This window comes from Pseudomonas sp. LBUM1660, assembly GCF_059695935.1.
Genome location: NZ_CP166795.1, coordinates 3403946 through 3430725, shown reverse-complemented (window position 1 = coordinate 3430725; position 26780 = coordinate 3403946). Strand labels below are relative to the sequence as shown.

Genomic DNA, 26780 nt, shown 5'->3' with positions numbered 1-26780 from the left:
TCAAGCTTGGGTAAACGTTTGAATAAAGAGATTGACCGGGAAATCCCCCAGCGCGGCGCTGATGTTCAGCTCCCTGTGGTGTGTGACTGTTGTGCTTGAAAAAAGTCCCTTCAGATTTTCCTCAGAGGCGGCGAACGGTAATTTGACCCGCGTATCGCCCCAGCCCAGCGCGTCAACCCGTGGTTCGGCACTGTTTTCCAGCAGCGGGGCGCAACGTATCGGTACGATCACGATGGCCCGTTTTCCCTGATATTCGCGAGCAAAGGCCAGCACTTGGTGGGCCTGGCTGCCAACAACTTCAAGGGCTTGATACGTTCCTCGCCGAAACAGCTCCGCATGCTCGGCCCGCAGGTTCAACACCTTCTTGATCAGGGTTTGCTTGATGCGCCCGTCACGCCAGTTGGCCAACAGGTCGGGCAGATTCAACGGCACCTGCATCGTCTGTTGGCGGCTGGCGTAATCCACCGGCCGGCGGTTGTCCGGGTCCACCAGCGAGAAGTCCCAGTACTCGTTGCCCTGGTAGAGGTCCGGGATCCCTGGCACGGTCATGCGCAGCAAGGTTTGCGCCAAACCGTTAATCGCGCCGGGAGCGGCAATGGATTGAACCGCTTTGCCAAGGGCTGCGCGTAACAGCTCACCCTCCGGGCTCAGCAACAGGCGCTCGATAAAGACCTGCATGGCTTTTTCATACGGCTCGTTCGCCGCGCTCCAACTGCTTTGCAACTTGGCTTCACGCAGGGCTTTTTGTTGCCATTGCCACAGACGCTTGGTGTAGTCCTCAAGTGCGGGCTGATCGTCAACGCGCAGGTCCAGTGGCCAGCTGCCGAGAATCGCTTGATAGAGGATCAGTTCATCGCCCGCCGAGGGCATCTGATCGTCGTCACGCAAGGGCCGGGCGAGTGTTCGCCAAAGCGGGACCTGCTCGGCGTACCAGGCACTGCGTTCACTCAACACCGCCAACCGCGCGCGGGTGTCTTCGCCGCGCTTGTGGTCGTGGGTGGCGGTGGCCAGCAGGTTGTCCGGGAACTGTTCCAGGCGATTGATGCAGACGGCATGAAAATCTGTCACCGGCGCACTGAATTGCTCGGTGCTGAAGCCCACGTCATTGCGCGACAGCAGCACCGCCGAGCGATAGAACGCGGTGTCTTCCACAGCCTTGGCAGCAGCGGGTGAAGTCAGTTGCTGGAACCGCACGCAGGCATGTTTGAGGATCTTGCGCTGACGGCCCACCGGGCGTTTGCACCACGGTTCACCGCCGAGCCAGCCGGCCAGGCAATCGAGCACTGGCCAATCGGCCTCGCCGAGGGTTTGCCGGGCACCGTCCATGGCCTGCTGGAAAAACACATCGTCTTCGGCAGATCGGCCACGCGGGCTGATGTAGGTGCGGTACACCGGGAAGTGCACGATCAGTTCCTGCAACGCCCGACGAATCGCGCCAAGGGTCAGGTCGCGGGTCATCAGGTCGTCCCGGGCCACTTGCAGCAACGCCTGGGCCACACTCTCGAAGTCACCGGCCAATGAGCCGTTGAGAATCTGTTGACGCGCCAGTTGCGCTTCCTGACGGAAGTCGGCGGGCCGTTCGCTGTAGCGATTCCACAGTTCACCGAGATTTTTTGCACCGTCGGGATCGTGCTGCAGCAACGACAACTGGTTCATGAACTCGTAACCGGTAGTGCCGTCCACCGACCAGTCGCGGTGCAGGGTTTCGCCTTCACCGAGGATCTTCTCGACGTAGATTGGCAGGTGCCGGTCGGGCGACAGGGTATCGACCCGACGCCGCAGTTTGCGGCAGTAGCCACGCGGGTCGGCGAGGCCGTCGATGTGGTCGATGCGCAAACCGTCGACCAGGCCTTCAGCCACCAGTTCGAAGATTTTCGCGTGGGTTGCCTCGAACACGGCGGGACGTTCAACCCGCAGGCCGCCCAATTCGTTGACATCGAAAAAACGCCGCCAATTGATGTCATCCGCTGCCGTGCGCCAACTGGCCAGGCGATAGCTTTGGCGTTCGAGCAGGTTGTGCAGCCGTTGGAAACCTTCAGGCGTTTGCGAATCGTAGGCGCCGAGATTTTGCTGGATGCACAGCAGCAGCGCGGGGTCGCTGGCCAGTTCAAGCAGTTGCGCCTTCAACGGACCCGCCAGGCCATGGGCGTCGGTCTGGTAGCTCAAGGCACTGAAGCGGTCCGCGAGAACCCGGAGTTGTTCGTCGTCGGATCGCAGCAGTTCACCGTAGCTCGCCGGGCAGATCGGGAAATGATGTTCGTAGTGCTCGACATAAAACGCGCCACGCTGCGCATCGAAGCGCAAGGGCAGGGTGCCGTCCTGCAAGGCGACGCCGTAATCGCTACCCAGGAAAGGCAGCAGCAACTGGCCCTCCATCAACGGGTCGGGCGAGTGCCATTGAATGTCGAAGAACTCGCCGTAAGGGCTCAGGCGTCCCCATTCCAGCAAATCCAGCCACCACGGGTTATCGCCGCCACCGACGGCCATGTGGTTGGAGACAATGTCGAGGATCAGCCCCATCTTGTGTTCGCGCAGGGTTGCGACCAATCGGCGCAGGGCCGCTTCGCCACCCAATTCAGGGTTGACCGTGGTCGGGTCCACCACATCGTAGCCGTGCATGGACCCGGCACGGGCGGCGAGCAGTGGCGAGGCATAAACGTGGCTGATGCCCAGGCTGGCAAAGTACGGCACCAGCGGCACGGCTTGATCCAGCGTGAAGCCTTTATGGAATTGCAGCCGCAGGGTCGCGCGCAGCGGTTGTATTAACGGATGATTCATTGGTCACGCTCGCCAGCCTGAAGTCGCGCACAGGCGAGCAATTCCAGGCGCCGGGCGGCGTCCGGGTCATCGAGCAGCGCTTCACTGCCGCCGGGCAAGCGCCGCGACCAGTTGGGGTGCGCATCGATGGTGCCGGGCAGGTTGGCTTGCTGTTCGATGCCCAAGGCATCTTCCAGTGGCAGCAACACCAGCGGCGCGCGGGTATGACCGAGGAAGCGTACCGCCGCGTCCAGTATCTGGTCGGTCTCATGGGACTCTTCGCGGAAGTTTTGCGGGTCTTCGCTCAGCACGCGACGCAGGCCTTCACGCTCGCGTTCACGGTGTTGGCGCCATTCTATTTCACCCGTGGCATCGACCATGCCCAGTCGGGCGTTCCAGTCGATATCACGGCCATGCCACCAGCCATTGAGCGTCGGCAGGTCATGGGTGCTGGTGGTCGCGAGGGCGTTGTCCGGCCAGTCGAGAATCGATTTGAAGTGCGAATTGTCTTGTTCAAACAGCAGCACTCGCATGCCGAGGATTGCGCGCGCGATGAGTTTTTCCCGCAGGCCATCGGCGACCGTCCCGAGGTCTTCGCCCAGGACGATCGCCTGATGACGATGGGATTCAAGGCTGAGCAAACGCAGCAGGTCGTCCACCGGGTAATACAGGTAGGCGCCGTCGGCGGGCGGTGAACCGTTGGGGATCACCCACAGCCGTTGCAGGCCCATGACGTGGTCAATGCGCAAGCCGCCGGCGTGGGCGAAGTTGGCCCGGAGCATTTCGATGAACGCCCGAAAGCCGTTACGCACCAGGCCTTCAGGAGAGAACGCGGAAATGCCCCAGCCCTGGCCGGCGCGGTTGAGAATGTCCGGCGGCGCGCCCACGGTCAATGAGGCGAGCAGTTCGTCCTGGCGACTCCAGGCCTGACTGCCACCGCCGTCGGCACCCACCGCCAGATCAGCGATCAGGCCGATGCTCATCCCCGCGCTGCGGGCGGCGGTTTGCGCACGCTCCAGGCAGCGGGTGATCAACCACTGGCTGAACGCGAAGAAGCCGATGCGCCCGGCGTTCTCTTCGGCAAATTCGGCGAGGGCAGCACTGCGCGGGTCGCGCCATTGTTCCGGCCACTCGCGCCAGTCGAGGGTTTCACCCTTGGCGGCGCGGGCTTCTTGTATGGCTTCGAAGCGGCAGTGGTTTTCCAGGGCTTCACCGGCCGCGTGGCGGAAGCTGCTGAAGTCGGCATGCAACGGGTGTTCGCCCTGAACGAAGCCTTCGTACAAGGCTTGCAGCAACCGATGCTTGGCTTCGGCGGCCACGGGCCAGTCAATCAGCGGCTGTTCTTCCAGGTGTTGCAGTTCGGCAGCGAGGCCGGTGGCGTCAATCGCGGTACGCCATGCGCGCTCGCCGAGAATAGCGCCCGGTGCAGCGTAGAGGCTGTTGAGGAACAACCGGCTGGACGGTGAGTATGGGCTGTAACGCTGGGTGTCGCTGCCGAACATCGCGTGCAGCGGACTGATCGCCAACGCCTCGGCACCGCGTTCGCCGGCCACTCGGGCCAAGTCTTCCAGCGCCTGTGTATCGCCGAATCCGCCATCGCCAGGGCGACGCAGCGAGTACAACTGCACGCTGAGACCCCAGGTGCGTGGAATCGGAGTGTCGACGGCATCGCCGACGCTGTAGCAACGGGGCGGTGCCACTGCCAGGGTAAAAGATTGTCCGTCGATGCTGACGTGCTGATAACCGACCGGAACCAGGCCGGGCAGCATCGCCTCGGCATCCAGTTTCAGGTTGAGCCGTGATCCATCTTCAAGGTGGATCTCGCACGGCGTTTCCGGCTCAAAGAAATGCGCGAGGTCGAGGCTGACACCGAAGTCGGCGGTAATGAGCGGCGGCAGGTGCCGGGTCTGTTGCACTTGCTGCAATTGCAGCAGGCTGGCGTCGATTTCCTGTGCGGTGCTGGCAGGGTGGCCGAGTCCGATCAGGACGTTACGCAATACCGAGGGGGCGACTTTCTGCGGACGGCCGTTGGCGTCGATCCAGTCGACGGCCAAACCGGCACGGCTGGCCAGTATTTCCAGTTGCGCATCACTCATTGGCGCTCTCCATCCGGGGGTAGCAAGGGGGCCGCGGCCGTGAGGCTGACTAGCGCGCAATACGGGGCAAGGGTGCCCTGTTCCAACAGGCCGGCTGACTGAGGCGCAGATTCGAACAACAACCTGGCGTCGGCCTGTGGGGAGTGGACCACTGGCGTGTCGCTGAGGTTCAGGTCAATGCGCAGCTGACTACCATTGCCCAATCGCCAGCGCGCCGTCACCGCACCCTCGGCCAGCACCTCGGCCCCCAAGGCCTGAGCCCCCGGCAGATGCGGGATGATGTGGTCATGGCGAATCCGCAACAGCTGGTGATACAGGCCCTGCATGGCCGATTGCCGGGTGGCGCTCAGTTTTGGCCGCGATGCTTCAAAGGTCTGCTGCGCGTTCGGGTCGGGGATCTGTTCGCGCGTATGAGGATCAGTAAAGGCGCTGAACGCTGCAAATTCGTTACGTCGCCCTTCGCGGACCAGCTCCGCCAGTTCACCGTGGTGGCTGGTAAAGAACAGGAACGGCTCTTCGGCGGCGAACTCGTCGCCCATGAACATCAGCGGGATCATCGGTGACAGCAGCAACAGCGCGGTCGCCGCTTTCAAGGCGTCGAGGTTGGCCAGTTGATGCAGACGTTCGCCGAAGGCGCGGTTGCCGATCTGGTCATGGTTCTGCAAAAACAGCACGAACGCGCTGGGCGGCAAGTGACCGCTGGGCTCGCCCCGTGTTGTCCCGTGGCGGGTCACGTGGCCCTGAAATACGAAGCCCTGGCTCAGGCAGCGCGCCAGTTTTTCCGTGGGATTGTCGGCATAGTCGGCGTAGTAGGCGTCGGTTTCACCGGTCAGCAAAACGTGCAAGGCGTTGTGGCCGTCATCGTTCCATTGCGCGTCGAAACCTTCCTCCAACAGGCTGGCCTGGTTGTGTTCGTTCTCGACCGTCAGCCAGACATGCCGCGCCGGATCGGTCTGTTGCCGAACCCGTTGCGCCAGCTCCTGGAGAAAGTCCGGGCTCTCAATGGCGTGCACGGCATCCAGGCGCAAACCGTCGAAGCGGTACTCCAGCAACCACATCAGCGCATTGTCGATGAAAAAGTCCCGCACCTCGCGCCGCCGGAAATCGATGGCCGCGCCCCAGGGCGTGTGCTTGTCTTCGCGAAAGAAGCCCTTGGCGTAGTGATGCAGGTAATTGCCGTCCGGGCCGAAGTGGTTGTAGACCACGTCGAGAATCACCGCCAGGCCATGGCCGTGGGCGGTGTCGATCAGGTGTTTGAGTTGTTCGGGCGTGCCATAGGACGCTTGGGGCGCGTAGGGCAGAACGCCGTCGTAGCCCCAATTGCGATCGCCGGGAAACTGCGCCAGCGGCATCAGTTCGATCGCGGTGATGCCCAAGTCAACGAGGCGCGCCAGGTGCTGCTCGACCTCGCTGAAGCCGCCGAGCGCACCGACGTGCAATTCGTAGATCACCGCCTCGTTCCAGGGGCGACCGGTCCAAGTGCTGTTTTGCCAGTGATAGGCGAGTGGATCGACCACCACGCTCTGATCGCCGATATCCCCGGCCTGCGCGCGGGAGGCCGGGTCCGGCACCTCCAGCTCGCCATCAATGTTGTAGCGGTAGCGCGTACCCGCCGGGCAGCGGGTCTTGATCACGAACCAACCATCAGCCTGAGGCAGTAGCGGCAAGGATTGTCCATCTTCCAGTTCGACAGTGACGTAATACGCATCTGGCGCCCACAAGGCAAAACGCGTGTGTTCTGCGTCCAGCATGATTGCGCCGTGGGGCCAGGTCTCAAGGGTCCGTAACGGCATCGTTGAAAACCTCTTTTTACTGTTTGCCCGATTTACCCAGGGCTTTGGCGACGAGTTGTTCGTAGAGTTCGGCGTAGGGTTCAACCGCCTTGCACCAGTTGAAAGGCGCGGCCATGGCACGGCACCGCATGGCGTTGAGCAGCCCGGGGAAGGCGAACACCTTGAACGCGCGGCTCAGGGCCTCTTGATAGCTCTCGACCGTGGATTCGTCGAACAGGAAACCGGTCACGCCGTTTTCAATGGTATCGGCCAAACCGCCGGTATTGCGTGCCACCGGCAGCGAGCCGAAGCGCTGGGCGTACATCTGGCTCAAGCCGCAAGGCTCATAACGCGACGGCATCAACAGGAAATCACTGCCGGCGAACATGCGACGGGCGTCGGTTTCATTAAAACCGATACGCACGCCGATTTGCCCGGGGAAGCGCAGGGCGAGTTCCCGCATGGCTTGTTCTTCTTCCGGCTCGCCACGACCGATGATCGCGATCTGGCCACCGTTGTCGACGATGTATTCGGAGACCGCTTCGGTCAGGTCCAGGCCTTTCTGATACACCAGGCGCGAGACCACGGCGAACAGCGGGCCTTCGGAGTCTTCCAGGCCGAACAGGTCGCGGACATGGGCGGCGTTGACCGCTTTGCCGTCCCAGTCGCCGATGCCGAACGGGCAGAACAGGTGCGGGTCGGTGGCGGCGTCCCAGCTTTCATCAATACCATTGGGAATACCGCTGAGCAGGCCTTGCTGGGTCTTGGCGGCGAGAAAGCCGTCGAGACCGCAGCCGAAGGCCGGCGTGGTGATTTCCTGGGCGTAGGTGGCGCTGACGGTGGTGATGTGGCTCGAATAGGCCATGCCGGCCTTGAGGAACGACATCTTGCCGTAGAACTCCATGCCTTCCTGTTGCAAGGCATGGTTTGGAATACCGAGTTCAGGGCACGAACCCAGGCTGGTGACACCTTGATACGCCAGGTTATGAATGGTGAAGAGCGTCGGGGTGCGCTGTCCACGCCAGTGCATGTAGGCAGGCGCCAGGCCGGCTGGCCAGTCGTGGGCATGCACCAGATCCGGGCACCAGTGAATTTGTGCAAGATTGGCGGCGATATCGGCGGCGGCGAGGCCCAGGCGGGCGAAACGAATGTGGTTGTCCGGCCAGTCGCGGCCGTTGTTGGCGCCGTAGGGAGAACCTTCGCGCTCGTAGAGTTCGGGGCAGATCAACACGTAAATGACCAGACCGTCCGGCATGTCCATGCGTCCGATCTTGCAGGGTGGCAGTGCGGCATGCCCACCCAGTTCACCGATGATATGGATCGGGTTTTCACTGTGCAGCACTTGCGGGTAACCGGGGATCAGCACCCGCACATCGTGAAGGTGAGACATAGCCCGGGGCAGCGCTGCGGAAACGTCGCCCAAGCCGCCGGTCTTGACCAGATCGGCAATCTCGGAGGTAACGAACAACACTTTCTTTCTGTTCGGGTTCTGACTGGCAGCCGGTGATAGCGTTTTGGTGCCTGGTACGCTGATCGATTGGGCGCTCGGAGCATTCACGGCGCTTGATTCGCCGACCTGCTGATGAGCACGCTCTCCCTGAATATCTAAAGCCGCACTAATCATATGAATCTCCCGTGTTGTTGATCTAATTCTAGGTCTGGCACCAACGGTGATCGTGGCCAAATCCTGTGGCCGGGCGCAAACGCGCTTCGCATCGGTTAGCAAGTGCTGCCCCATGCGCTAATGCAGAAAGGGTGAAGGAGCCATTGCAAGGAATGCACCAGTCGCTGTGGCCCTACCTTTAACCTGACCCTTGGGCAGGACCGAAAGTTTCGAGTTTTTTACCACCAGATGACTGACCGGTTTTACCTCGCGAAAATGAGTCTAGGCCAGATCCTAGAGCGGGGCAGGTCAAGTGGCGAAATTGTTCGACAATCGGTTGGAAGAGGGTAAAGGCACAGCGCTTGTAGGGGGAAACGCACCGACGAAGGGCAGGTTTATTTTCCAGAATGGGTCAAAACGGGACTTGCGGGTCACGGAAGCGGGCGAATTTTGCTGGGGATTGCACCATTGCAGTGCGATATGTTCGGGATCAAGGGCCCCTTCGCGAGCAAGCCCGCTCCCACAGGATTTACGCGATTCCTTTGGGAGCGAGCCTGCTCGCGAAAAATATCAGGCGGTACGCGGTTTGCGCCCTGACACAAAATGACTCACATCATTGAACCCCGGCGTCGAGGAATGTCCCGGTGTCACTAGCGAATCAATAAACGCTTCATCTTCAGCCGTGATCTTTACCGCCTGCGCCTTGGTGTATGCATCCCACTGTTCTTCGGTGCGCGGTCCGACAATCGCCGATGTGACGGCGCTGTTGTTCAACACCCAGGCAATCGCGAACTCTACAATGCCCACGCCGCGCTCCTGGGTGTACCGCTGAATCTGCTGGGCAATGCGCAACGACTCTACCCGCCATTCGGTTTCCAGGATGCGTTTGTCAGCACGACCGGCGCGGCTGTTGGCGTCGGGTTTAACGTCCGGCGCATATTTGCCACTCAACACACCGCGCGCCAGCGGACTGTAAGGCACCACGCCCAAACCATAGTTTTGCGCGGCCGTGATCTGCTCGGTCTCGGCCTGACGGTTGACGATGTTGTACAGCGGCTGACTGATCACGGGCCGGTCGACCCCCAACTGGTCCGCCACCCGAATCACCTCGGCAATCCGCCAGCCACGGTAGTTGGACAGCCCCCAATACCGGATCTTGCCCTGGCGAATCAGATCGCCAATCGCCGACACGGTCACTTCCAGCGGCGTGTTGTGGTCTTCGCGGTGCAGGTAATAGATGTCGAGATAGTCAGTGCCCAGACGCGTCAGGCTGGCATCGAGGCCATTGAAGATATGCTTGCGGCTCAACCCGCTGCGGTTCGGCACACCGTCGACCGGGCCGAAACCGACCTTGGTCGCCAACACCCATTCGTGGCGGTTGCCGGCAATCGCTTCGCCGACGATCTCTTCGGAACGGCCGCCGGTGTAGACGTCCGCGGTGTCGATGAAATTGATGCCCTGGTCCCAGGCCTTGTCGATGATTCGCAGGGAATCTTCGGTGCTGGTCTGTTCGCCGAACATCATGGTGCCCAGTGTCAGGGTCGACACCTGTAAACCCGAATGACCCAGCGTGCGATAGCTCATGACGAAATCCTTTTACCGGTGGGAAAGCTTCAATCAAATACCAGAACGTCTGCGCGCAGAAAAGTGAATTTATCGGCAAAGTGCATGACAACGCTCTTGCAGAAACGCCTGCAACACCTTGACCCGCTCCGAGACCTGCACCCGATGCGGACACAGCAAATTGAACGGCACACTTTCGCCTTGCCAGTCATCAAACAGCGTCACCAGCCGCCCGGCCTTCACATCGGCGGCAACGTCGAGCCAAGCTTTGTAGGCAATGCCATGCCCGGCCAACACCCAGCGGCGGGCCACTTCGCCGTCATCGGTGAGGTAGTCGCCGCGCACCTCAACCTCCAACACTTCATCCTGCCGACTGAAACGCCAACTGTTATAAGGCCGGCCGTTACGCAGGTAGAGCAGGGCGCTGTGCTCGCTGAGGTCCGCCGGCGTTTTCGGCGTACCGTGGCAGGCGAGGTAATCAGGACTGGCGCAGGCCACACGACGATGCCCCGGCAGAATCGGCAACGCCACCAGCGTTGAATCGCTGGGCACCCCGAAACGCAACGCCACGTCGACGGTTTCGCGAAAGAGGTCTGAGTGGCGGTCATTGAGCAGCAGTTGCAGCTGGATATTCGGGTGCTGGCGCTTGAAATCGTCCAGCCACGGCAGCAACACATTGCGCCCGAAATCTGAAGGCGCGGCCAGTTGCAACACGCCGCTCAAGCCTTGAGTTTGATGCTTGAGCGCTTGCTCACCTTCCGCCAGCGCGGCCAGGGCCATACGCACGCTTTCCAGATAACGCCGGCCTTCTTCCGTCAGGCGCATGCTGCGCGTCGAGCGTGCGAACAGGCGGATGCCGAGGCGGGTTTCCAGGCGTTTGAGGGCGATGCTGGCGGCGGCGGGAGTGAGTTCCAAAGTGCGGGCGGCGGCGGAAATGCTCCCGGAGTCGGCGGTGCGGACGAAGATCTCCAGGTCGAGGATCGAGCTCATTGGTAAAAATCCTTTAAAGATCTGGCGTTTTTACCGGGATTTTTTGTGGATTGGCAAGGTGAGGTGCGTAATAAACAGCAATGTTTAACGGACACCTTCAGACACGTACTAAGGCTACATAACCTTGCGCCGTTGCCTACGACTGCGCCAGAATCCGCCGGCTTGTGCGCCTTGGGCCTGGGTTTTATCGTTTCCCCGTCGCTGAATATCAGTGATCGGGTTTGGTAGCCCGGCAATTAGGCGCAAAGCGTCACCATTTGAAGGCCTCTTAAGGTCTCTGTTTTATGGTGGCCATGCGCAGGGCTCCTTCGGGGGCGCCGGGTCCTAATTGCCGGTCTACCAACCCGCGTATGGCCACCACCTTCGTTTGGTAGCGAAGGTGAGGGCTCCTCAGTCTCAATTAGGAGTTTCATCTATGTTCAAACCAACACCAAACCCACCAGAAACGGATGACGTTTCCCCCTACGAATCCACCGATTCAAAAAAACTCAACGAAGCCGCCGAACGAGCGCTCGACTTCCACTTCCCGTCCAACGCCGACATCAAAGCCACCCCGAGAACCCGCAGTACTTTGTTTTCCGTGGACCCTGAGGCTACGACCGAAACCCTGGCGGTGTATCTGGTCGAAACGCTGGCGTCGGTCGATGTGATGGTTCACCAGTTGGTGGATCATCTGGAGGGTGAGTCGCGTTATGCGCTTTTGGGGATTTCGAACAGCATCATGATGGCGGAGATCACGGCGAACCGGGTGCTGGATAACTTTGGTCAGCAGGGTTAAAGCAGGTACTTAAGAGAGCACAAACCTGTGGCGAGGGAGCTTGCTCCCGTTCGGCTGCGTAGCAGTCGTAAACCGGATTACGCGGTGTGCCTGAGAGCTCGCGGTTGCAGCTGTTGGGGCGGCTTCGCAGCCCAGCGGGAGCAAGCTCCCTCGCCAAAAAAGCCTGTGTGGTTACAAAAGTGTGTCTGACCCCATAAGCGTGCGTGCATGTGCAAAATGAGAAACGGCCCGAAAGGGCCGTTTTTTGTTGATCGTTCCCACGTGCAGTAAGGGAATGCTTCCAGGGACGCACCGCGTTCCAGCTCTGGAAAGGGACGCGGAGCGTCCCGGGCGAGGGTGTCCTGAAGTTTGTGTAAACGATCATGCCTTACACCCGCAACGTCCGCGTCATGCGCAGTGCCAACATACTCCCGCAAACAATCACGCCCGCCAGTAGATAAAGCGCAGCATCGGTCGAGCCGGTGCTGTCCTTGACCCAACCCACCAGGTACGGGCTCAGGAAGCCCGCCATCTGCCCCATGGAGTTGATCAGCGCCAAACCGCCCGCCGCCGCGCCCGCGCTCAACATCGCTGTCGGCACCGGCCAGAACATCGGCAAGCCGGTGAGGGCACCCATGGTGGCGATGGTCAAACCGAGAATCGCGATGGCTGGGGTAGTCGCGAAGTTCACGGCAATCAACAGACCCACCGCGCCCATCAGCATCGGCACCACCAAATGCCAGCGACGTTCTTTGCGCAAGTCCGCCGAACGCCCGACCATCAACATGAACAGCGCCGCCAGCAGGTATGGAATCGCACTCAACCAACCGATCACCAGGTTATCGCTGAAGCCCAGGTTCTTGATGATCGACGGCAGCCAGAAGTTGATCGCGTAGACGCCGCTCTGGATGCAGAAATAGATCAGGCCGAACGCCCAGATCGCCGGGTTTTTGAACACGGCCAGCAGCGAGTCGGTGGAGGTTTTCGGTTTATTGGCCAGATCTTCGGCGTGGTCGGCTTCCAGCACCGAGCGCTCGAACGGCGTGAGCCACTTGGCATTGGCGTAACTGTCGCTGAGCAGGAAATAGGCGAGGGCGCCGAGGATCACGGTCGGAATGCCTTGCAGCAGGAACATCCACTGCCAGCCCGCCAAACCGCCCTGGCCCGCAGCGAAGTGGTTGAGGATCCAGCCGGAGAACGGGCTGCCGAGCAGACCGGACACCGGGATCGCCGACATGAACAGCGCCATGATGCGGCCTCGGCGGAAGGTCGGGAACCACTGCGAAAGATAAAGCACCACGCCCGGGAAGAACCCGGCTTCGGCCGCGCCGGTGAACAGGCGCAAGGTGTAGAACTCGGTCGGGGTGGTGACGAACAGCAGGCAGGTCGAGAGCGTGCCCCAGACGATCATCATCAGCGCGATCCAGCGCCGTGGGCCGAATTTGGTCAGGGCCAGGTTGCTCGGAACGCCGCACAGCACGTAGCCGATAAAGAAGATCCCGGCCCCGAGGCCATACACGGTTTCGCTGAATTTCAGCGCGTCGAGCATCTGCAGTTTGGCGAATCCAACGTTGACCCGGTCGAGGTAGTTGAACAGGTAGCAGATGAAGATGAAGGGGATCAAACGCAGGGTAATGCGTTTGTAGACGGCGTTTTTGTCGTCAACGATGGCCTGGGTAGCGGCGGCGCTCTGTGACATGGCGGGCTCTCTCTTTATTATGATTTTTTGCGATGCGCAGGGTAACGTTGATCGCCCAGAGAGTCTCGGCCACCCTCGGGGTTGCTGTCTTTGTGCCTGAGCACAGGGTTTGCCACCCAGCCCTGTGCGGGTGAACAACCCGTCCCATCACGCTTGCAAGGATCCCGATATGTTCGAACTCGATCACGACCTGGCCCAGGACATCGTCGACCGGGCGATGGCCATCCTGCCCTACAACGTCAACGTCATGGACAGCCAGGGATTGATTCTCGGCAGCGGCGAACCGGAGCGCATCAACACCCGCCATGAAGGCGCGCAATTGGTGTTGGCCAACGGGCGGGTGGTGGAGATCGATGCGCAGACGGCGATTCATCTCAAAGGCGTGCAGCCGGGGATCAACTTGCCGCTGCTGCTCGATCAGCGCTTGATCGGTGTGCTGGGAATAACCGGTGAACCCGAGCAACTGCGCACCTATGCCGAACTGGTGCGGATGACCGCCGAGATGTTGGTGGGCCAGCGTAATCAACAGGCCGAGCAGCAATGGCGGCGTCAGCGTTGCGATGATCTGCTGGCGTTGCTGCTGAGTGAGGCGGGGGATTCGCCGCGCTTGCTGGATGAAGCGCAGCAGTTGGGCCTGAAACCGCAAATGACGCGGGTGCCTTATCTGTTCGAGTTGGGCATGGAACACGGTCCCGGGCAGACGGTGGATGCGCTCAGTGCCTGGCTGACTTCGCGTTACCCGGACAGTTGGTGCGTGAGTTCGGCGAAGTCGTCGTTGCTGTGGTGCCGACCGGCGAGTCAGGCGATCGAGAATGAACGGCTGCTGGAAAAACTCGACGGCCTGGGCTGGAACATTTTGCGCATAGCCGTGGGTGGGCAGGCGGATGGGTTGTCCGGGCTGCGTCGTTGTTATCGACGGGTCGGCGACTTGTTGGCGTATGGGCGCGATGTGTTGCCGCGTTCGCGTTTGCTCACGCTCACCCGTTATCGGTTGCCGGTGATGCTGTGGCGGCATCGCAACGATGACGCGCTGGATGAGCTGCTCAAACCCCTGCGCAAAGTCATCGCCAAGGACGGCAACGGCCAACTGCTGGCGACGTTACGCAGCTGGTGCGAGCACGACGGGCAGAGTCAGGCATGTGCGGATGCGCTGGGGATTCATCGCAACAGTTTGCGCTATCGGATGGAACGGATCGCCGAGTTGAGCGGGGTTGATCCGCTGAAACTGGATGGCATGCTCGCACTGTATCTTGGTGTCCAACTTCTCCCGCAAACCGACTGACCGAACCCCGTTTCTGTAGCAACTGCCGAGCAACGCGAGGCTGCGTTCGGCTGCGTAGCAGTCGTGAAATCATGCACTGCGGTGTGTCAGATAAATCGCGCCTGCCGGGTTTACGACTGCTTCGCAGCCGAACGCAGCCTCGCGCTGCTCGGCAGCTGCTACAACAAATGTGTAGGCCGGGAGGTTTTGTAGAAATGAACAATAAACGCCACCCCCGCTTGTGCAGCGGACCGGCGTTATTGTTCAGGGCTGCTGGCAGCATGGAATGCATTGGAACTGGAGAATTCGCATGAAAATCGTCATCGCCCCCGATTCGTTCAAGGACAGCCTGAGTGCCCAGGGTGTGGCCGATGCCATTGCCCTCGGTCTGGCGCAGGTCTGGCCTGATGCGCAACTGGTCAAATGCCCGATGGCCGACGGCGGCGAAGGCACGGTCGAGTCGATTCTCGCAGCGTGCGAAGGTGAATGGCGCCGGACGCCCGTTCGCGGTCCGCTCGGGGCCAGGGTCGATGCGGCCTGGGGCTGGTTGCCGCACACCCACACCGCGATCATCGAAATGGCTGAGGCCAGCGGCCTGCAGTTGGTGCCGCCGGGGCAGCGCGATGCGTGCGTCAGCAGCACGTTTGGCACCGGTGAACTGATTCGTGCCGCGCTGGATGCCGGTGCGCAACGGGTGATCCTGGCCATCGGCGGCAGTGCCACCAACGATGGCGGCGCCGGAGCGATGCAGGCGCTGGGTGTGAAGTTGCTGGACGCACAAGGACAAGCGCTGGCCCCGGGTGGTCTGGCGTTGTCGCAACTGGCTTGCATCGACCTCAGTGCAATTGATCCGCGCGTGGCCGAGGTGCGCTTCGACATCGCTGCCGACGTCAACAATCCCCTGTGCGGTCCGCACGGTGCTTCCGCGATTTTTGGACCGCAGAAAGGGGCCTCGTCCGAGCAAGTCCGGCAACTGGATGCTGCCCTTGGACACTTCGCCGAGCTGTGTGCCCGGGCCTTGGGCAAAGACGTCAAGGACGAACCGGGCAGCGGCGCGGCGGGCGGTTTGGGGTTCGCGGCGAAGGCGTTTCTGGACGCGCAATTCAAGGCCGGCGTGGACGTCGTCGCCGAGTTGGTCGGGCTGGCTGAAGCCGTGAAGGGCGCCGACCTGGTGATCACCGGAGAAGGGCGTTTCGATGCACAGACCTTGCGCGGCAAAACACCGTTTGGCGTGGCGCGTATAGCCCGGGAGCAGGGCGTGCCAGTGATTGTGATCGCGGGGACCTTGGGTGAGGGTTATCAGGATCTGTATGAACACGGCATTGATGCCGCGTTTGCCTTGGCCAACGGGCCGATGACGCTCGAGCAGGCCTGTACTGAGGCACCGCGGTTGTTACGTGATCGGGCCAGTGATATTGCGCGGGTCTGGCGCTGCGCAAAGGCATGACGCCTGACTCCCCAGTCGCGAGCAGCCAGCCAAAAAGCAGGCTTGTCTACTGTCATATCTGACAGTAGGCGGGAGGTTTTTTGCTGCGTAGGCTCCGAAGTTTCAGATTGCGACAGGGATTTTCGCATGTCATCGGCTCTTCCATCCCTCAAGGGGACAATCGCACTGATTACGGGTGCGAATCAGCCGTTTGCCAGGCTTTGTGCGCGGGCATTGGCAAAGCAAGGCGCTCAGGTCGTGTTGCAGGCCAGTCAGCAGGAAGCGTTGGACCACGCCGTAACCTCTTTGCAGCGTGACGGCTGCCAGGCGCTCGGGCTGCGTGTCGACAGCACCGATCAGGAGTCAATAGCGCAGGCATTTGATGACATCGAGCGCAACCTGGGGCCGGTCAGTCTGTTACTCAACCATGCAGAAAACCGGTGGCCGATCGGTAAAGCCTGGATAGCCGATGGCGATCCTGAATGGCGTGTCGTGGACACGCATATGCTGGGCAGCAAGGCATGGTGTGAACAAGCGTTAACTCGAATGAGCCTCCACGGCACCGGCAGGATCATCAACAGCCTGCAGATGGTCGGTGCACAGCAGGGGTTTCCCTCGGCGTTTACCGTCGCGAAGTTCAAGTTGACCGGTTTCACTGAAGATCTGGCGGTTCGCGCCGCGCCTCGCGGCGTCCGGACGTTCGCCTTCTACCCCGGCTTGATTGATAACAGTGGTCTGCTGACGGACTTGATGACGCCATGCCCGGTCACCGGCAGTTCTATGCAGGGGGCGCGTCGCGAAATGGACGGCTCGCAAAAAGGGGTGGGACGGGTGCTCGAACTGGCAGCGGGATGCTATGACGCGCTAAATGGCCAATATCTGACCATTTACGACGATCTCTACGCCATGGAGTGCGCCGAACGCCAGAGCTATGCCCAAGCGCTGAATGCATGGCTCCTGAAGCGCAACGATTCGAAATGAACGGTTCAACAGGTGTTCCGTAAGTGGGTCACCTCTGAAGCATTGAAAATATTTCTCTGCATGCCCTGCAAGAAGCCTCATCCCCAGCCGATACACCTAATAGGCGCACACAAACCTATTACAACAGTGGCGCCCGGCTGAAATCGTGCGTGCCCCAACGCCCGCCACTCCGCCATCACCGCAAGGACGCTCGCCGACTCAATCACCCGAGTATCGTCCTATGTCCCTGCGTAATCTGAATATCGCACCTCGAGCCTTCTTGGGGTTTGCCTTCATTGCCTTGCTTGTCATCGTTCTGGGTGTGTTTGCGGTCAATCGCATGTCGATCATCCGCCAGTCCTCGATCGACATGGGCAGTACCCAACTGCCCAGCGTCGGCTTCTTGGGCAATGTCACCGAAAACATCCTGCGCATGCGCATCTTGTCGTTCCGGATTCTGGTCAACCGCGAGCCGGCCAGTTTGCAGGAAGCTGAAACCCGGATTGCCGTGCTCACCGACAAGGCGCGCAAGGCCCAGGCCAGCTATGCCGAGTTGCCGGCGGGCCCGGACGAAGCGGCGCTGTATAAGGTATTCAGCGCGACGCTGGATAAATACATGCAAGCGCAACGCGAGATGCTGGACCTGTCGCGCCAGAACAAGGTGGAGGAGATGCGCACCTTGATCAATACGCGGATCAAGGAAGGCACCGACCAGATGGGCGAACAGCTCAATAAACTGGTGGCGTACAACCAGGATGGCGCCAAGGCCGCCGGTGTTATCGCGGAAGAAAATTACAACACCGCCGTGAACGGCATCATTGCGGTGTCGGTGGTCGCTTCGCTCATGACTGTGCTGCTGGCCTGGCTGCTGACCCGCAGCATCGTCACGCCGCTCAATCGCGCAGTGCAGGCGGCGCAAACCATTGCCGGTGGCAACCTGACTAAACCCATCGAGATCGACGGCAAGGACGAACCGGCGCGCTTGCTCGGTGCCTTGTCCGTCATGCAAGACAACCTGCGCAGAACCATCGAACAGATCGCCGGTTCGGCGACGCAACTGGGGGCCGCTGCTGAAGAATTGAGCACCGTGACCCAGGAAGCGTCGCGCGGCCTGCAACAACAGAACAACGAAATCGAACAAGCCGCCACGGCGGTCAACGAAATGACCGCCGCCGTGGAAGAGGTTGCGCGCAACGCCGTGTCGACCTCCGAAGCCTCGAACCAGTCGACCCAGGCCGCCCGCGAAGGCCGTGACCGCGTGGTGGAAACCGTCGACGCGATCCAGACCATGACCCATGACGTGCAAAACACTTCGTTGATGATTGAAGGCCTGGCCGCTCAGGGCCGCGACATCGGCAAAGTGCTGGACGTGATCCGTGCCATCGCTGAACAGACCAACCTGTTGGCGCTCAACGCGGCGATCGAAGCGGCCCGCGCCGGTGAAGCCGGACGTGGTTTTGCCGTGGTGGCGGACGAAGTCCGGGCCCTGGCCCATCGCACCGCGCAATCGACGCAGGAAATCGAAAAAATGGTCGCCGGCATCCAGAACGGCACGGGCGAAGCCGTCTCGTCGATGCAGCAAAGCAATCAGCGCACCCAGAGCACGTTGGAGATGGCCCGCGCCGCTGGTGTGGCACTGGAACAAATCACCCAATCGATCCACTTGATCAACGAACGCAACCTGGTGATCGCCAGCGCGTCGGAAGAACAGGCGCAGGTGTCCCGCGAAGTCGACCGCAACCTGGTGAACATCCGCGACCTCGCCACTCAGTCCGCCGCGGGTGCCAATCAGACCAGCGCCGCGACCCATGAACTGTCACGCCTGGCGGTCGATTTGAATGCGATGGTGGCGCGTTTCGTGATTTGAGATAGGGTTGAGACTGGGAGTCCGCGCGCGACAGGAGAATCACATGCGCTATTCAGCCTTGACCCAACGAATCGCCGGCGATGGAGCGGCAGCCTGGCAGATTCATGACCGAGCGCTGGAACTGCGCGAGCAAGGAATCGATGTGCTGCTGTTGTCGATCGGCGATCCGGATTTCGACACGCCGCCGCCCATCGTGCAGGCGGCCATCGACAGCTTGCGGGCCGGTGACACGCACTACCCGGAGGTGCGCGGCAGTCGCGGATTGCGCAGCAGCATCGCGCGCCGCCATCGACAGCGAAGTGGTCAGGCGGTGGACGCCGATCATGTGATCGTGTTTCCGGGGGCGCAGTGTGCGGTGTATTCGGTTGCGCAATGCCTGCTCGATCCCGGCGATGAGGTGATCGTCGCCGAACCGATGTACGTGACCTATGAAGGCGTGTTCGGCGCTTGCGCGGCCAAGGTGGTGCCGGTGGCGGTGCGGCCGGAGAACGGCTTTCGCGTTGACCCGGCAGATGTGGCGGCGCTGATTACGCCGAAAACCCGCGTCCTGTTGCTCAACAGTCCGAACAATCCGTCGGGTGCAAGCCTGTCCTTGAAGACCTGGCAAGCGCTGGCGGCGTTGTGCGTGCGCCATGATCTGTGGCTGATCAGTGACGAGGTCTACAGCGATCTGTTGTTCGAGGGCGAACACATCAGCCCGGCAAGCCTGCCGGGGATGGCCGAGCGCACCGCGACCGTCAATAGCCTGTCCAAGTCCCACGCCATGAGCGGCTGGCGCGTGGGTTGGTCCATCGGCCCGAAAATGCTGGCCGAGCACCTGGTGCATTTGTCGTTGTGCATGCTGTTCGGCATTCCCGATTTTGTGCAGAAAGCCGCGCAAGTGGCGCTGGATGACGACCTGCCGGAAGTGGCGCTGATGCGTGAGGAATATCGCCTGCGTCGCGATCTGGTGTGCGCGAGGTTGAGTGGTTGCCCGGGGATTCGCCCGATCCGGCCGGATGGCGGGATGTTTGTGATGGTGGATGTACGGCCGACCGGACTGTGCGCCCAAGGCTTCGCCGAGCGTTTGCTCGAAGGGTATGGCGTTTCGGTACTGGCGGGGGAGGCGTTCGGGCCGAGTGCGGCGGGGCATATCCGCATCGGGTTGGTGGTGGATCAAGTGAAACTGGCGGATGCCTGCCGGCGGATTGCCTTGTGTGCGGCGGATTTGCTGGAAGCGCGGCGGGCCTGACAGTTTTGTGTGTGAGTGCCGGCCTCTTCGCGGGCAAGCCTCGTTCCTACAGGATCGGCGAAACCCACAGGAGCGAGGCTTGCCCGCGAAGGCTGACTAACAGACACCGAAATCCTGACGCCCGGACCACGCCCCGACATTCACCAGATTCTTCGGCCGCTCCCCAGCCAACGCCATCAGCAGATTATCCACCGCACACCTGGCCATCGCCTCCCGCGTCTCATGCGTCGCCGACCCGATATGCGGCGTCGCTACCACGTTGTTCAGCTTTAACAACGCCGAATCAAGATTAAGCGGCTCATGCTCGAACACATCCAGCCCCGCAGCACGAATCTGCCCCGCGCGCAGCGCTTCAATCAGCGCCGCTTCATCCACCACTTTGCCCCGGGAAATATTGATGAAGATGCTCTCGGGGCGCATCAAGGCAAATTCCTCAGCGCCGATCAACCCTTCGGTCTCAGCCGTCAGCGGCAAAGTCAGGCAAATGAAATCGGCCTGTTGCAACAGCTCCGCCAGGCTGCGGTACTGAGCATTGAAGCGTTGCTCAACCGCCGGTTTCGCTGAGTGGCTGTGATAGATCACCGGCATGCCAAAGCCAAAATGGCCGCGCTGCGCCAACGCCTCGCCAATCCGCCCCATGCCGATGATGCCCAGGGTCTTGCCGTGCACGTCGGTGCCGAAATGCACCGGGCCGATGTTTCGGTTCCACTGACCGGCACGCACCCTATTCGCCAGCTCCACCACCCGCCGGGCTGTCGCCAGAATCAGCGCAAACCCCGTGTCCGCCGTGGTTTCCGTCAGCACGTCGGGCGTATTGCTGAGCAGGATGCGCCGCTCGGTCAGGTAATCGATGTCGTAGTTGTCGACGCCCACGGAGACGCTGGCGATGGCCCGCAGATCGGGCGCCAGATCGAGCAATTCGGCGTCCAGCTTCAGACTCGCGCCGAGCAAGCCGTGGGCACGGGGCAGGGCGGAGCGCAGTTGTTCGATGCCCTCCGGGTTGAGGTTGTCGATCAGTGTCACGTCGGTGTGCTCATGCAGGCGAGCCATCAACAGCGGCGAGAGTTTCTTGTACAGCACGACCTGCTTTTTCATCGTCATCTTCTCAACTTCAAATTCAAGGGTGAGCCGTCACTGGCCGTGGCGCAGCGGCCTTGGTCACGACCCGGTCACTGGCGCCGGGCTTGAGGAAAATCGTCAACACCACCGAGAGCATCAACGCGCCGCTCATCAACAAGTAAGAAGCGCCGGGCGAGCCGGTGGAGCTGTTCAGGTAGCCAACCAGATAGGAACCGCCAAACGAACCCAGCGCGCCCATGCTGTTGATCAGCGCCATGGCCCCGCCCGCAACGTTGGCCGGGAGGATTTCCGGAACGATGGCGAAAAACGGTCCGTAAGGCGCATACATGCAGGCACCGGCGATCACCAGCAGGGTGTAGGACCACCAGAAATGTTCGGCGCCCAAGGCGTAGGAACCGTAGAACGCAATCTTCTGGGGCTTGATTAGCGTTAGAAAATAAGTGCTTTATAAACAATAAATTAAAACACGCTTATCGAATCGTTAGTTCAGGTCGTAGGTTAGGGGGAGTAGATGGAGCTTCTGTGGGCTAGTGAGTCCTTGGTGATTGGCGGTCGACCATATCCAGGCTTTCCGATTTTGCTTTGGGACACCATGGACAGTTGTGTGCCTGCCAACGAGTTCATGCGCCACTTTTTATTGCGGGGAGCCATTGGGTCGCGGAAATCTTGGCCAAGCACGGGGCGTGCACTTTACGACTTTTTCAGTTTCCTTCAGACACATGACCTCGACTGGCGCGATGTGGAGCGTGGCGAGGCCAAGAGTGTTGTCGCGGGTTACCGGGACTACTGCTTGGTGGAGTGTCAGTTGGCTCGATCAACGACCCGTCAACGACTTCACTATGTATGCAAATTCTACGAGTACGCTCAGCAGCAGGGATGGGTGAGTAGACTGCCGTTTGGTTATGAGGAGCGGAAGGTCAGACGGCCCACCGGCTTTCTGGCACACATCAATGCCAGCGGCGGAAAGGCAATGGTGAACGACGTCATGCCGCGTCAGCATCGGGTGCTGCCGAAGTTCCTCAGCATGGATGATATTAAGGAGTTGCTGGGGGCGGCGGAAAATCCGCATCACCGAATGATGATTCGACTTGGACTTCAGACGGGCCTGCGGCGGGCGGAAATCGCCTCTTTTCCGTTGGCGTATGTCTTCGATCCGGACAAAGCCGGCAGGCACGAGCACAACTTTCGGATTCGCCTAGATCCGCACGATGGTCATGGAATACGCACGAAGGGAAGCAAACCGCGTGACATTTTTATCAGTCGACGCTTTCTCGCGGATCTGCACCGATATGTCGTGCAGGTTCGTGGTGAACGGGCGTCACTGAGTCGTACTCAGCACAGATCGCTGTTCTTGAATCAGTCTGGTGAACCCTACGCCGATGATGGTAAACGCATCGAGCGCATTGTCCGAGAAATTGGCAAGCGTGCGGAGATCAAGGTTCATACGCACATGCTTCGCCACACCTACGCGACCCATACGCTGGTCGCCCTTCAGCGCAATGGCAGCAGCCTAGAACCGCTCGTGTTTGTGCAGCGGCAGCTCGGTCATAGTTCGATCCAGACGACGATGGTGTACCTGCACTTGGTCAACGAACTGGCCGACAACGCCGTGCTGGCTTACGACGATGAACTGTCTGACGACTTGGGAGTTGTTTAATGGGGAAGCGCAAGATCTTCTTAAAGACCGACCTCAGTATCCCGCAAGTCGAGCATAGTCACGACGCGAACGGGTCTGTCATTGTTCTCCCAGAGGTGATTCCACCTGTCCGCACAAGGGTCGACTTCGGAAGGAATGCCACTCGCTCGCGCGGCATCGACTTCGCTTTCTGGTATGGCGTGGGTATCGATTCGATTACCTATGCCTGCCAGCGACAGACGGAACGCTTTCTAGCCCAGCAGGACACTGGGGTCGAAGCGAGCTCCGTAGCAAGCTTCTGTAAAGGCGGGTTACGCCACTTCCTCAACTACATGATTTTGCGTGCAACCGCGCTCAGCCGTGAGTTGACCCTGAACGACATCGATCGTGCATTGATTGACGATTTTCTTGGCTACCTTGCTGGATTGGGCATTACCACGCTTAGCCAGAGTACTCACTACACCGGTATGAAGTGTGTCCTTCACGCGTTGGGCCGCAGAGGGATAATTTCGTTGGTCACCACAGGGGACGATGCGACATTTCCGCGAAACCCGTTCCCAAACAGTGGCAAGAGTAAGGGTGAAACGCCCCTACCGAAACGCCAGCGACAAGCGTTCACCTCAGCATTGAAACAGGCGATCCTGCCAATCTGGAATGAAGACGCCTTTGTGACTGGTGAGCTACTGGCTTATGCCTTGTTGACCGTTGCGCTGCACACCGGGCGTAACGCCACGCCGCTGCTGGAGATGGGGCACGATTGCCTGCGCGCTCACCCCAAAGACAACAGTGTCTTTTTGGTTCTCTGGAAGCGCCGCGGACACAGCAGCAGTAAAGTGGCTCTGCGCGCAGAGAGCGCCACTGAGCGTCGGCTGGAGTCGACCCCAACCATCAAAACCAACATTGAACGTCTGATCCGCCGTGTCCTTGCTCACAGTGAAACGCTGCGTGCGGAGGCTCCGAACGACATCAAGGATTGCGTTTGGCTGTATCGCGTGCACCGTGGTCCAGGCGTCGGCACGGTCATTGTCCTGACGGATTCAGCGTTGAAACTAGCGAGCAAAAAATTGGTGACTGATTATGGACTCCTCGATACGGATGGTCAGCCGCTTCGCATCAACATCTCTCGACTACGTAAAACGTTTGCCAACCGAATATTCGAATTGCTCGCGGGTGACCTGATGACCACGGCCATCGCTCTTGGTAACACACCACAGGTGGCCGGACGAAATTACTTGGCACCTAGCGCAGACGCGAGGCGCAACTGGCAGTTTATGGGCGAGATAATGGTTCAGGAATTACTCAGCCGGACCATTGGCGCTACTTACAAAACAACCCCAATGGGGCGCTGTGGTGATCCGGTGAACGGCCAATATGCGCCAAAACGTGAGGGGGAAGCGTGCTTCTCCTTCCTCAACTGTCTGCGATGCAAACATTACGCGGTCACGGGAGACGATTTGCACCGGCTATTTAGTTTTTACTTCCGTGTGTTTGCGGAGCGTACCCGCATGAACAAGCGGCGTTGGGCGCAGGAATACGCGCATATCCCTCGATTGATTGACGACTATATCGTGGCTGAAGGGCTGCGGCGTGGAACCTTCAAATCGCCCGCCGTTGAAGCCGCTCGCGAGCAGGCACGCCGCAATCCTTACCCGTTTTGGTCGTCCGATGTAGTGGAAAGTCTGGAGATGTTTGCATGAGCAAAAGCAATGTGACCATGTTGCCCTGGGCAAGTATCGAACTACAGCCAGGGGATATACGTGAGTTGCCCGAGAGCGACCGCGAAGCACTCATTGTCAGCGCCATTCATGTTGATGGCCACAGGGTCATTCTCAGTCGCTATCGCGATAACATTTGGCAGCTCGAAGGGTTGACGAGCAATGTACCGGACAACATGAGGAACTTGGACTTCAATCGAGTACCCGCTGCGTTTGTAGCGGTAATGAAGTCGCTCCTGTATCGCTACCTACGACGCGGTCGCGCAGGTCAGAAGCGTCCCGTGGCAAGTACTTTGCGCAGTGTTTTTGAAAATGTATTGCCTTTTCTGCGATATCTAAGCGCACTTAAGCTCGGTCACTTCGGCGCTGTAACGCCCATGATCTGTGCAAATTACGTCGCCGAATGTAGGGAGATCCGACAGACGCGTCGCAATCGGGGGCAGGCGCTGTCTCCGGGGGCCCTTGAACGTCGTTTTATGTCAGTCGAGGCGCTTCATGAACTCAGTCAGTACACCAACGACCCAATCCCAAGACATCCCTGGCCTGATACATCGGCGAGAGCCCTGGCCGGTAGAGCCTCCCTCAACAGTGAGGCCGGCAAAACGCCGTTGATACCAGATGAGGTGTTTTGTACTTTGTTCGAGAAGGCCTATGAACAGGTTCAGCACGGTGAGCGTCTGCTCGATCTGCGCGACACCCTCGATAGCGTCGCTGTAGCACGCAAGGGACAGGTGACCAGATCAATTCAGGAGCATAAGGTTCGCCAGCTGACGGCTCTTGGGTGGGAAGGCGGGCTTGAGGCATTCAATCAAGCGATTAAAGATTTGAGAACCGCCTCCTATATCGTTCTGGCCAGCACCTCCGGTTGCCGGAATCATGAGTTGGCCAACGTAAAAGCTGGCGCGCACCACCGTACAGAAGACGATGAAGGCACGGTCTTCCACTGGCTGCGCTCCACGTCGGAAAAAACCGATACCGGCGTGCACGACTGGATGATTCCAGAAATTGCTGTGCACGTGTTGCGCCTAATGGAACGCTGGGCCGAGCCGTATCAGGCTATGATCGATGCTGAGATCTCCGAGCGAAGAAAGCTTAATTCGAGTGATCCGCAAATCGCCACGGCGCAGAAACATCGGCATGCTCTCTTTCTCGGGGTAGCTGCCACCAAGCGTAATCAAGTTCGTACCCTCTCGGGTTCGGCATGGAACATGTGCCTCAAAGCGTTCGCCAAGAGCTGTGGTCTGAACTGGATCTTAGCCAGCCATCAATTTCGTCGTAAATTCGCCAACTATGCAGCACACAGTCAATTCGGCGACCTGCGTTATCTGCGTGAGCATTTCGCACACTGGTCCATGGACATGACCTTGGGCTACGCCATGGATCAAGATTGGGGGCAGCATCTCGATATTGAGCTGTACGAAGACATCCAGTCAGAACTCGAAGACATCAAGTCCGAGGTCGTCGGCACTTGGCTGGGGGACACACCGCTGACTGGCGGCTACGGTCGATCAATCAAGCATTGGCAGCGCGATTCGGCGAACCTCGCGATTTTCAAGAGCCACGCCTCAATGGTGACATCGATTGCTGAGAGCACCGCGATTCGAAGTAATGGTCACGCCTGGTGTACCGCCGACGATGATCGTTGCGTCGGTAACACCATGGAGCGAACGCGCTGCGGCGACTGCAACAACGCCGTGATTGGAGGTGCACACGCTGGTATCTACCAGCGCCTTTACGACAACCTGAAAAGGTTGTTGGATTGCCAAGACATTGGTGACGGTGGTCGTCAGCGCGTATTGCGCGATTTGGATCGCTGTCGTGACGTGCTTATGCAGCTTGGATACGACCCGGAGGAGAACGTAGCATGACCATTAAACGCAAGCCCTCAGACGCCCGCGAGCGGGATTTGCAACTCGCACTTGCACGCATCCTGCGCGGTCGGGCGCATAGCGGTGAATCCAAGGTCACTATCGCCGCGGTGGCGCGTGAAGCGGGTGTTTCAACCGCTCTGATTCACAATCACTACCCAACTGTCGCTGAGGCGATCCGCGAAGCTCAGGGGCGTTCAAGTCGTGCTCAGCGAGATGTGAAACATCAAGATTTTTTGGCTGAACGCGAGAAAAATCGAATGCTCCGCCAAGAGAATGAGGCGCTATGCGTAAAGATTGCCAACCTCGCCTCGATTAACGAAGTATTGATAGCCGAGACCCGAGTTCTAAAGGCAAAGCAGAGCGACCCGAAGGTAATAGATCTGTCATTCGGCAAGTTGTAATTCCGAAACTCCTCCCTCTTGAATAAAACAGAAACGCCGCATCCGTGCCGGTGCGCCGGCTCTTTGAAGTTTAATACCCCTTTTGTCCGTCATTC

Annotated in this window: 18 protein-coding genes and 2 pseudogenes; 11 read left to right on the top strand and 9 right to left on the bottom strand. The window is 59.9% G+C overall.

From position 1 onward, the window contains the following. The 6 genes from ACA068_RS16095 to ACA068_RS16070 form a co-directional block, all read right to left on the bottom strand. On the bottom strand, window positions 1–2778 hold the full coding sequence (locus tag ACA068_RS16095) for a malto-oligosyltrehalose synthase (protein WP_497303109.1): 2778 nt from the start codon (window positions 2776–2778) through the stop codon (window positions 1–3). Further along, a complete protein-coding gene (gene malQ / locus ACA068_RS16090; RefSeq protein WP_497303108.1) occupies window positions 2775–4853 on the bottom strand; it encodes a 4-alpha-glucanotransferase in 2079 nt (692 codons plus the stop codon). The genes ACA068_RS16095 and malQ overlap by 4 nt, the downstream gene beginning before the upstream one ends. Beyond that, window positions 4850–6646, bottom strand: coding sequence for a malto-oligosyltrehalose trehalohydrolase (gene treZ / locus ACA068_RS16085; RefSeq protein WP_497303106.1), 1797 nt, complete (start codon window positions 6644–6646; stop codon window positions 4850–4852). Before treZ ends, malQ begins: the two co-directional genes overlap by 4 nt. Before the next feature lie 16 nt (window positions 6647–6662). After that, complete coding sequence (gene glgA / locus ACA068_RS16080; RefSeq protein WP_497293564.1) at window positions 6663–8249, bottom strand: glycogen synthase GlgA; 1587 nt, start codon at window positions 8247–8249, stop codon at window positions 6663–6665. Between the two features lie 549 nt (window positions 8250–8798). Further along, on the bottom strand, window positions 8799–9812 hold the full coding sequence (locus tag ACA068_RS16075) for an aldo/keto reductase (RefSeq protein ID WP_010459960.1): 1014 nt from the start codon (window positions 9810–9812) through the stop codon (window positions 8799–8801). Window positions 9813–9881: 69 nt separating this feature from the next. Beyond that, window positions 9882–10781: a LysR family transcriptional regulator gene (locus tag ACA068_RS16070; protein ID WP_497303104.1), complete on the bottom strand. Its 900-nt coding sequence runs from the start codon at window positions 10779–10781 to the stop codon at window positions 9882–9884. A gap of 415 nt (window positions 10782–11196) precedes the next feature. On the opposite strand from ACA068_RS16070, the gene ACA068_RS16065 reads away from it, so the two are divergent. Further along, entirely contained in the window at window positions 11197–11559 is a 363-nt protein-coding gene (locus ACA068_RS16065; RefSeq protein WP_497303103.1) for a DUF6124 family protein, read from the top strand. Between the two features lie 367 nt (window positions 11560–11926). On the opposite strand, the gene ACA068_RS16060 is transcribed toward ACA068_RS16065, so the two are convergent. Then, entirely contained in the window at window positions 11927–13237 is a 1311-nt protein-coding gene (locus ACA068_RS16060; RefSeq protein WP_497303101.1) for an MFS transporter, read from the bottom strand. Between the two features lie 169 nt (window positions 13238–13406). Here ACA068_RS16060 and ACA068_RS16055 point away from each other — a divergent pair, with 169 nt between their 5' ends. The 6 genes and pseudogenes from ACA068_RS16055 to ACA068_RS16030 all read left to right on the top strand — a co-directional run bounded on the left by ACA068_RS16055 (window position 13407) and on the right by ACA068_RS16030 (window position 19982). Then, window positions 13407–14519, top strand: a complete 1113-nt coding sequence (locus tag ACA068_RS16055) for a sugar diacid recognition domain-containing protein (protein ID WP_497303099.1) — start codon at window positions 13407–13409, stop codon at window positions 14517–14519. 289 nt (window positions 14520–14808) lie between these two features. Beyond that, window positions 14809–15945 (top strand): glycerate kinase, encoded by a 1137-nt coding sequence (locus tag ACA068_RS16050; RefSeq protein WP_497303097.1) that lies wholly within the window; start codon window positions 14809–14811, stop codon window positions 15943–15945. A gap of 126 nt (window positions 15946–16071) precedes the next feature. Further along, window positions 16072–16905: an SDR family NAD(P)-dependent oxidoreductase gene (locus ACA068_RS16045; RefSeq protein ID WP_497303095.1), complete on the top strand. Its 834-nt coding sequence runs from the start codon at window positions 16072–16074 to the stop codon at window positions 16903–16905. A gap of 220 nt (window positions 16906–17125) precedes the next feature. Next, a pseudogene (locus ACA068_RS16040) lies at window positions 17126–17896 on the top strand (MCP four helix bundle domain-containing protein); the annotation flags it as partial. Continuing rightward, window positions 17888–18751, top strand: a complete 864-nt coding sequence (locus ACA068_RS16035) for a methyl-accepting chemotaxis protein (RefSeq protein ID WP_497310607.1) — start codon at window positions 17888–17890, stop codon at window positions 18749–18751. The pseudogene ACA068_RS16040 and the gene ACA068_RS16035, both read left to right, overlap by 9 nt. A gap of 43 nt (window positions 18752–18794) precedes the next feature. Next, window positions 18795–19982: a pyridoxal phosphate-dependent aminotransferase gene (locus tag ACA068_RS16030; protein WP_497303094.1), complete on the top strand. Its 1188-nt coding sequence runs from the start codon at window positions 18795–18797 to the stop codon at window positions 19980–19982. A gap of 96 nt (window positions 19983–20078) precedes the next feature. Here the strand turns inward: ACA068_RS16030 and ACA068_RS16025 are convergent, their stop codons facing one another. Together ACA068_RS16025 and ACA068_RS16020 are read right to left on the bottom strand one after the other, a co-directional pair. Then, window positions 20079–21077 carry an NAD(P)-dependent oxidoreductase gene (locus ACA068_RS16025; RefSeq protein ID WP_497303092.1) on the bottom strand — a complete coding sequence of 333 codons (999 nt, stop codon included), beginning with the start codon at window positions 21075–21077 and terminating at the stop codon, window positions 20079–20081. A 22-nt stretch (window positions 21078–21099) separates the two neighbouring features. Beyond that, window positions 21100–21471 (bottom strand): annotated as a pseudogene (locus tag ACA068_RS16020) (MFS transporter); the annotation flags it as partial. Window positions 21472–21573: 102 nt separating this feature from the next. Between ACA068_RS16020 and ACA068_RS16015 the strand changes: the two are divergent. Genes ACA068_RS16015 through ACA068_RS16000 form a run of 4 tightly spaced genes read left to right on the top strand, consistent with a single transcriptional unit; the run spans window position 21574 to window position 26685 of the window. Then, window positions 21574–22719 (top strand): tyrosine-type recombinase/integrase, encoded by a 1146-nt coding sequence (locus ACA068_RS16015; protein ID WP_497303090.1) that lies wholly within the window; start codon window positions 21574–21576, stop codon window positions 22717–22719. Beyond that, complete coding sequence (locus tag ACA068_RS16010; protein ID WP_497303088.1) at window positions 22719–24395, top strand: site-specific integrase; 1677 nt, start codon at window positions 22719–22721, stop codon at window positions 24393–24395. Before ACA068_RS16015 ends, ACA068_RS16010 begins: the two co-directional genes overlap by 1 nt. Further along, a complete protein-coding gene (locus ACA068_RS16005; RefSeq protein WP_497303086.1) occupies window positions 24392–26281 on the top strand; it encodes a site-specific integrase in 1890 nt (629 codons plus the stop codon). The genes ACA068_RS16010 and ACA068_RS16005 overlap by 4 nt, the downstream gene beginning before the upstream one ends. Continuing rightward, a complete protein-coding gene (locus tag ACA068_RS16000; RefSeq protein WP_497303084.1) occupies window positions 26278–26685 on the top strand; it encodes a TetR family transcriptional regulator in 408 nt (135 codons plus the stop codon). Before ACA068_RS16005 ends, ACA068_RS16000 begins: the two co-directional genes overlap by 4 nt. Window positions 26686–26780 lie beyond the last annotated feature (95 nt).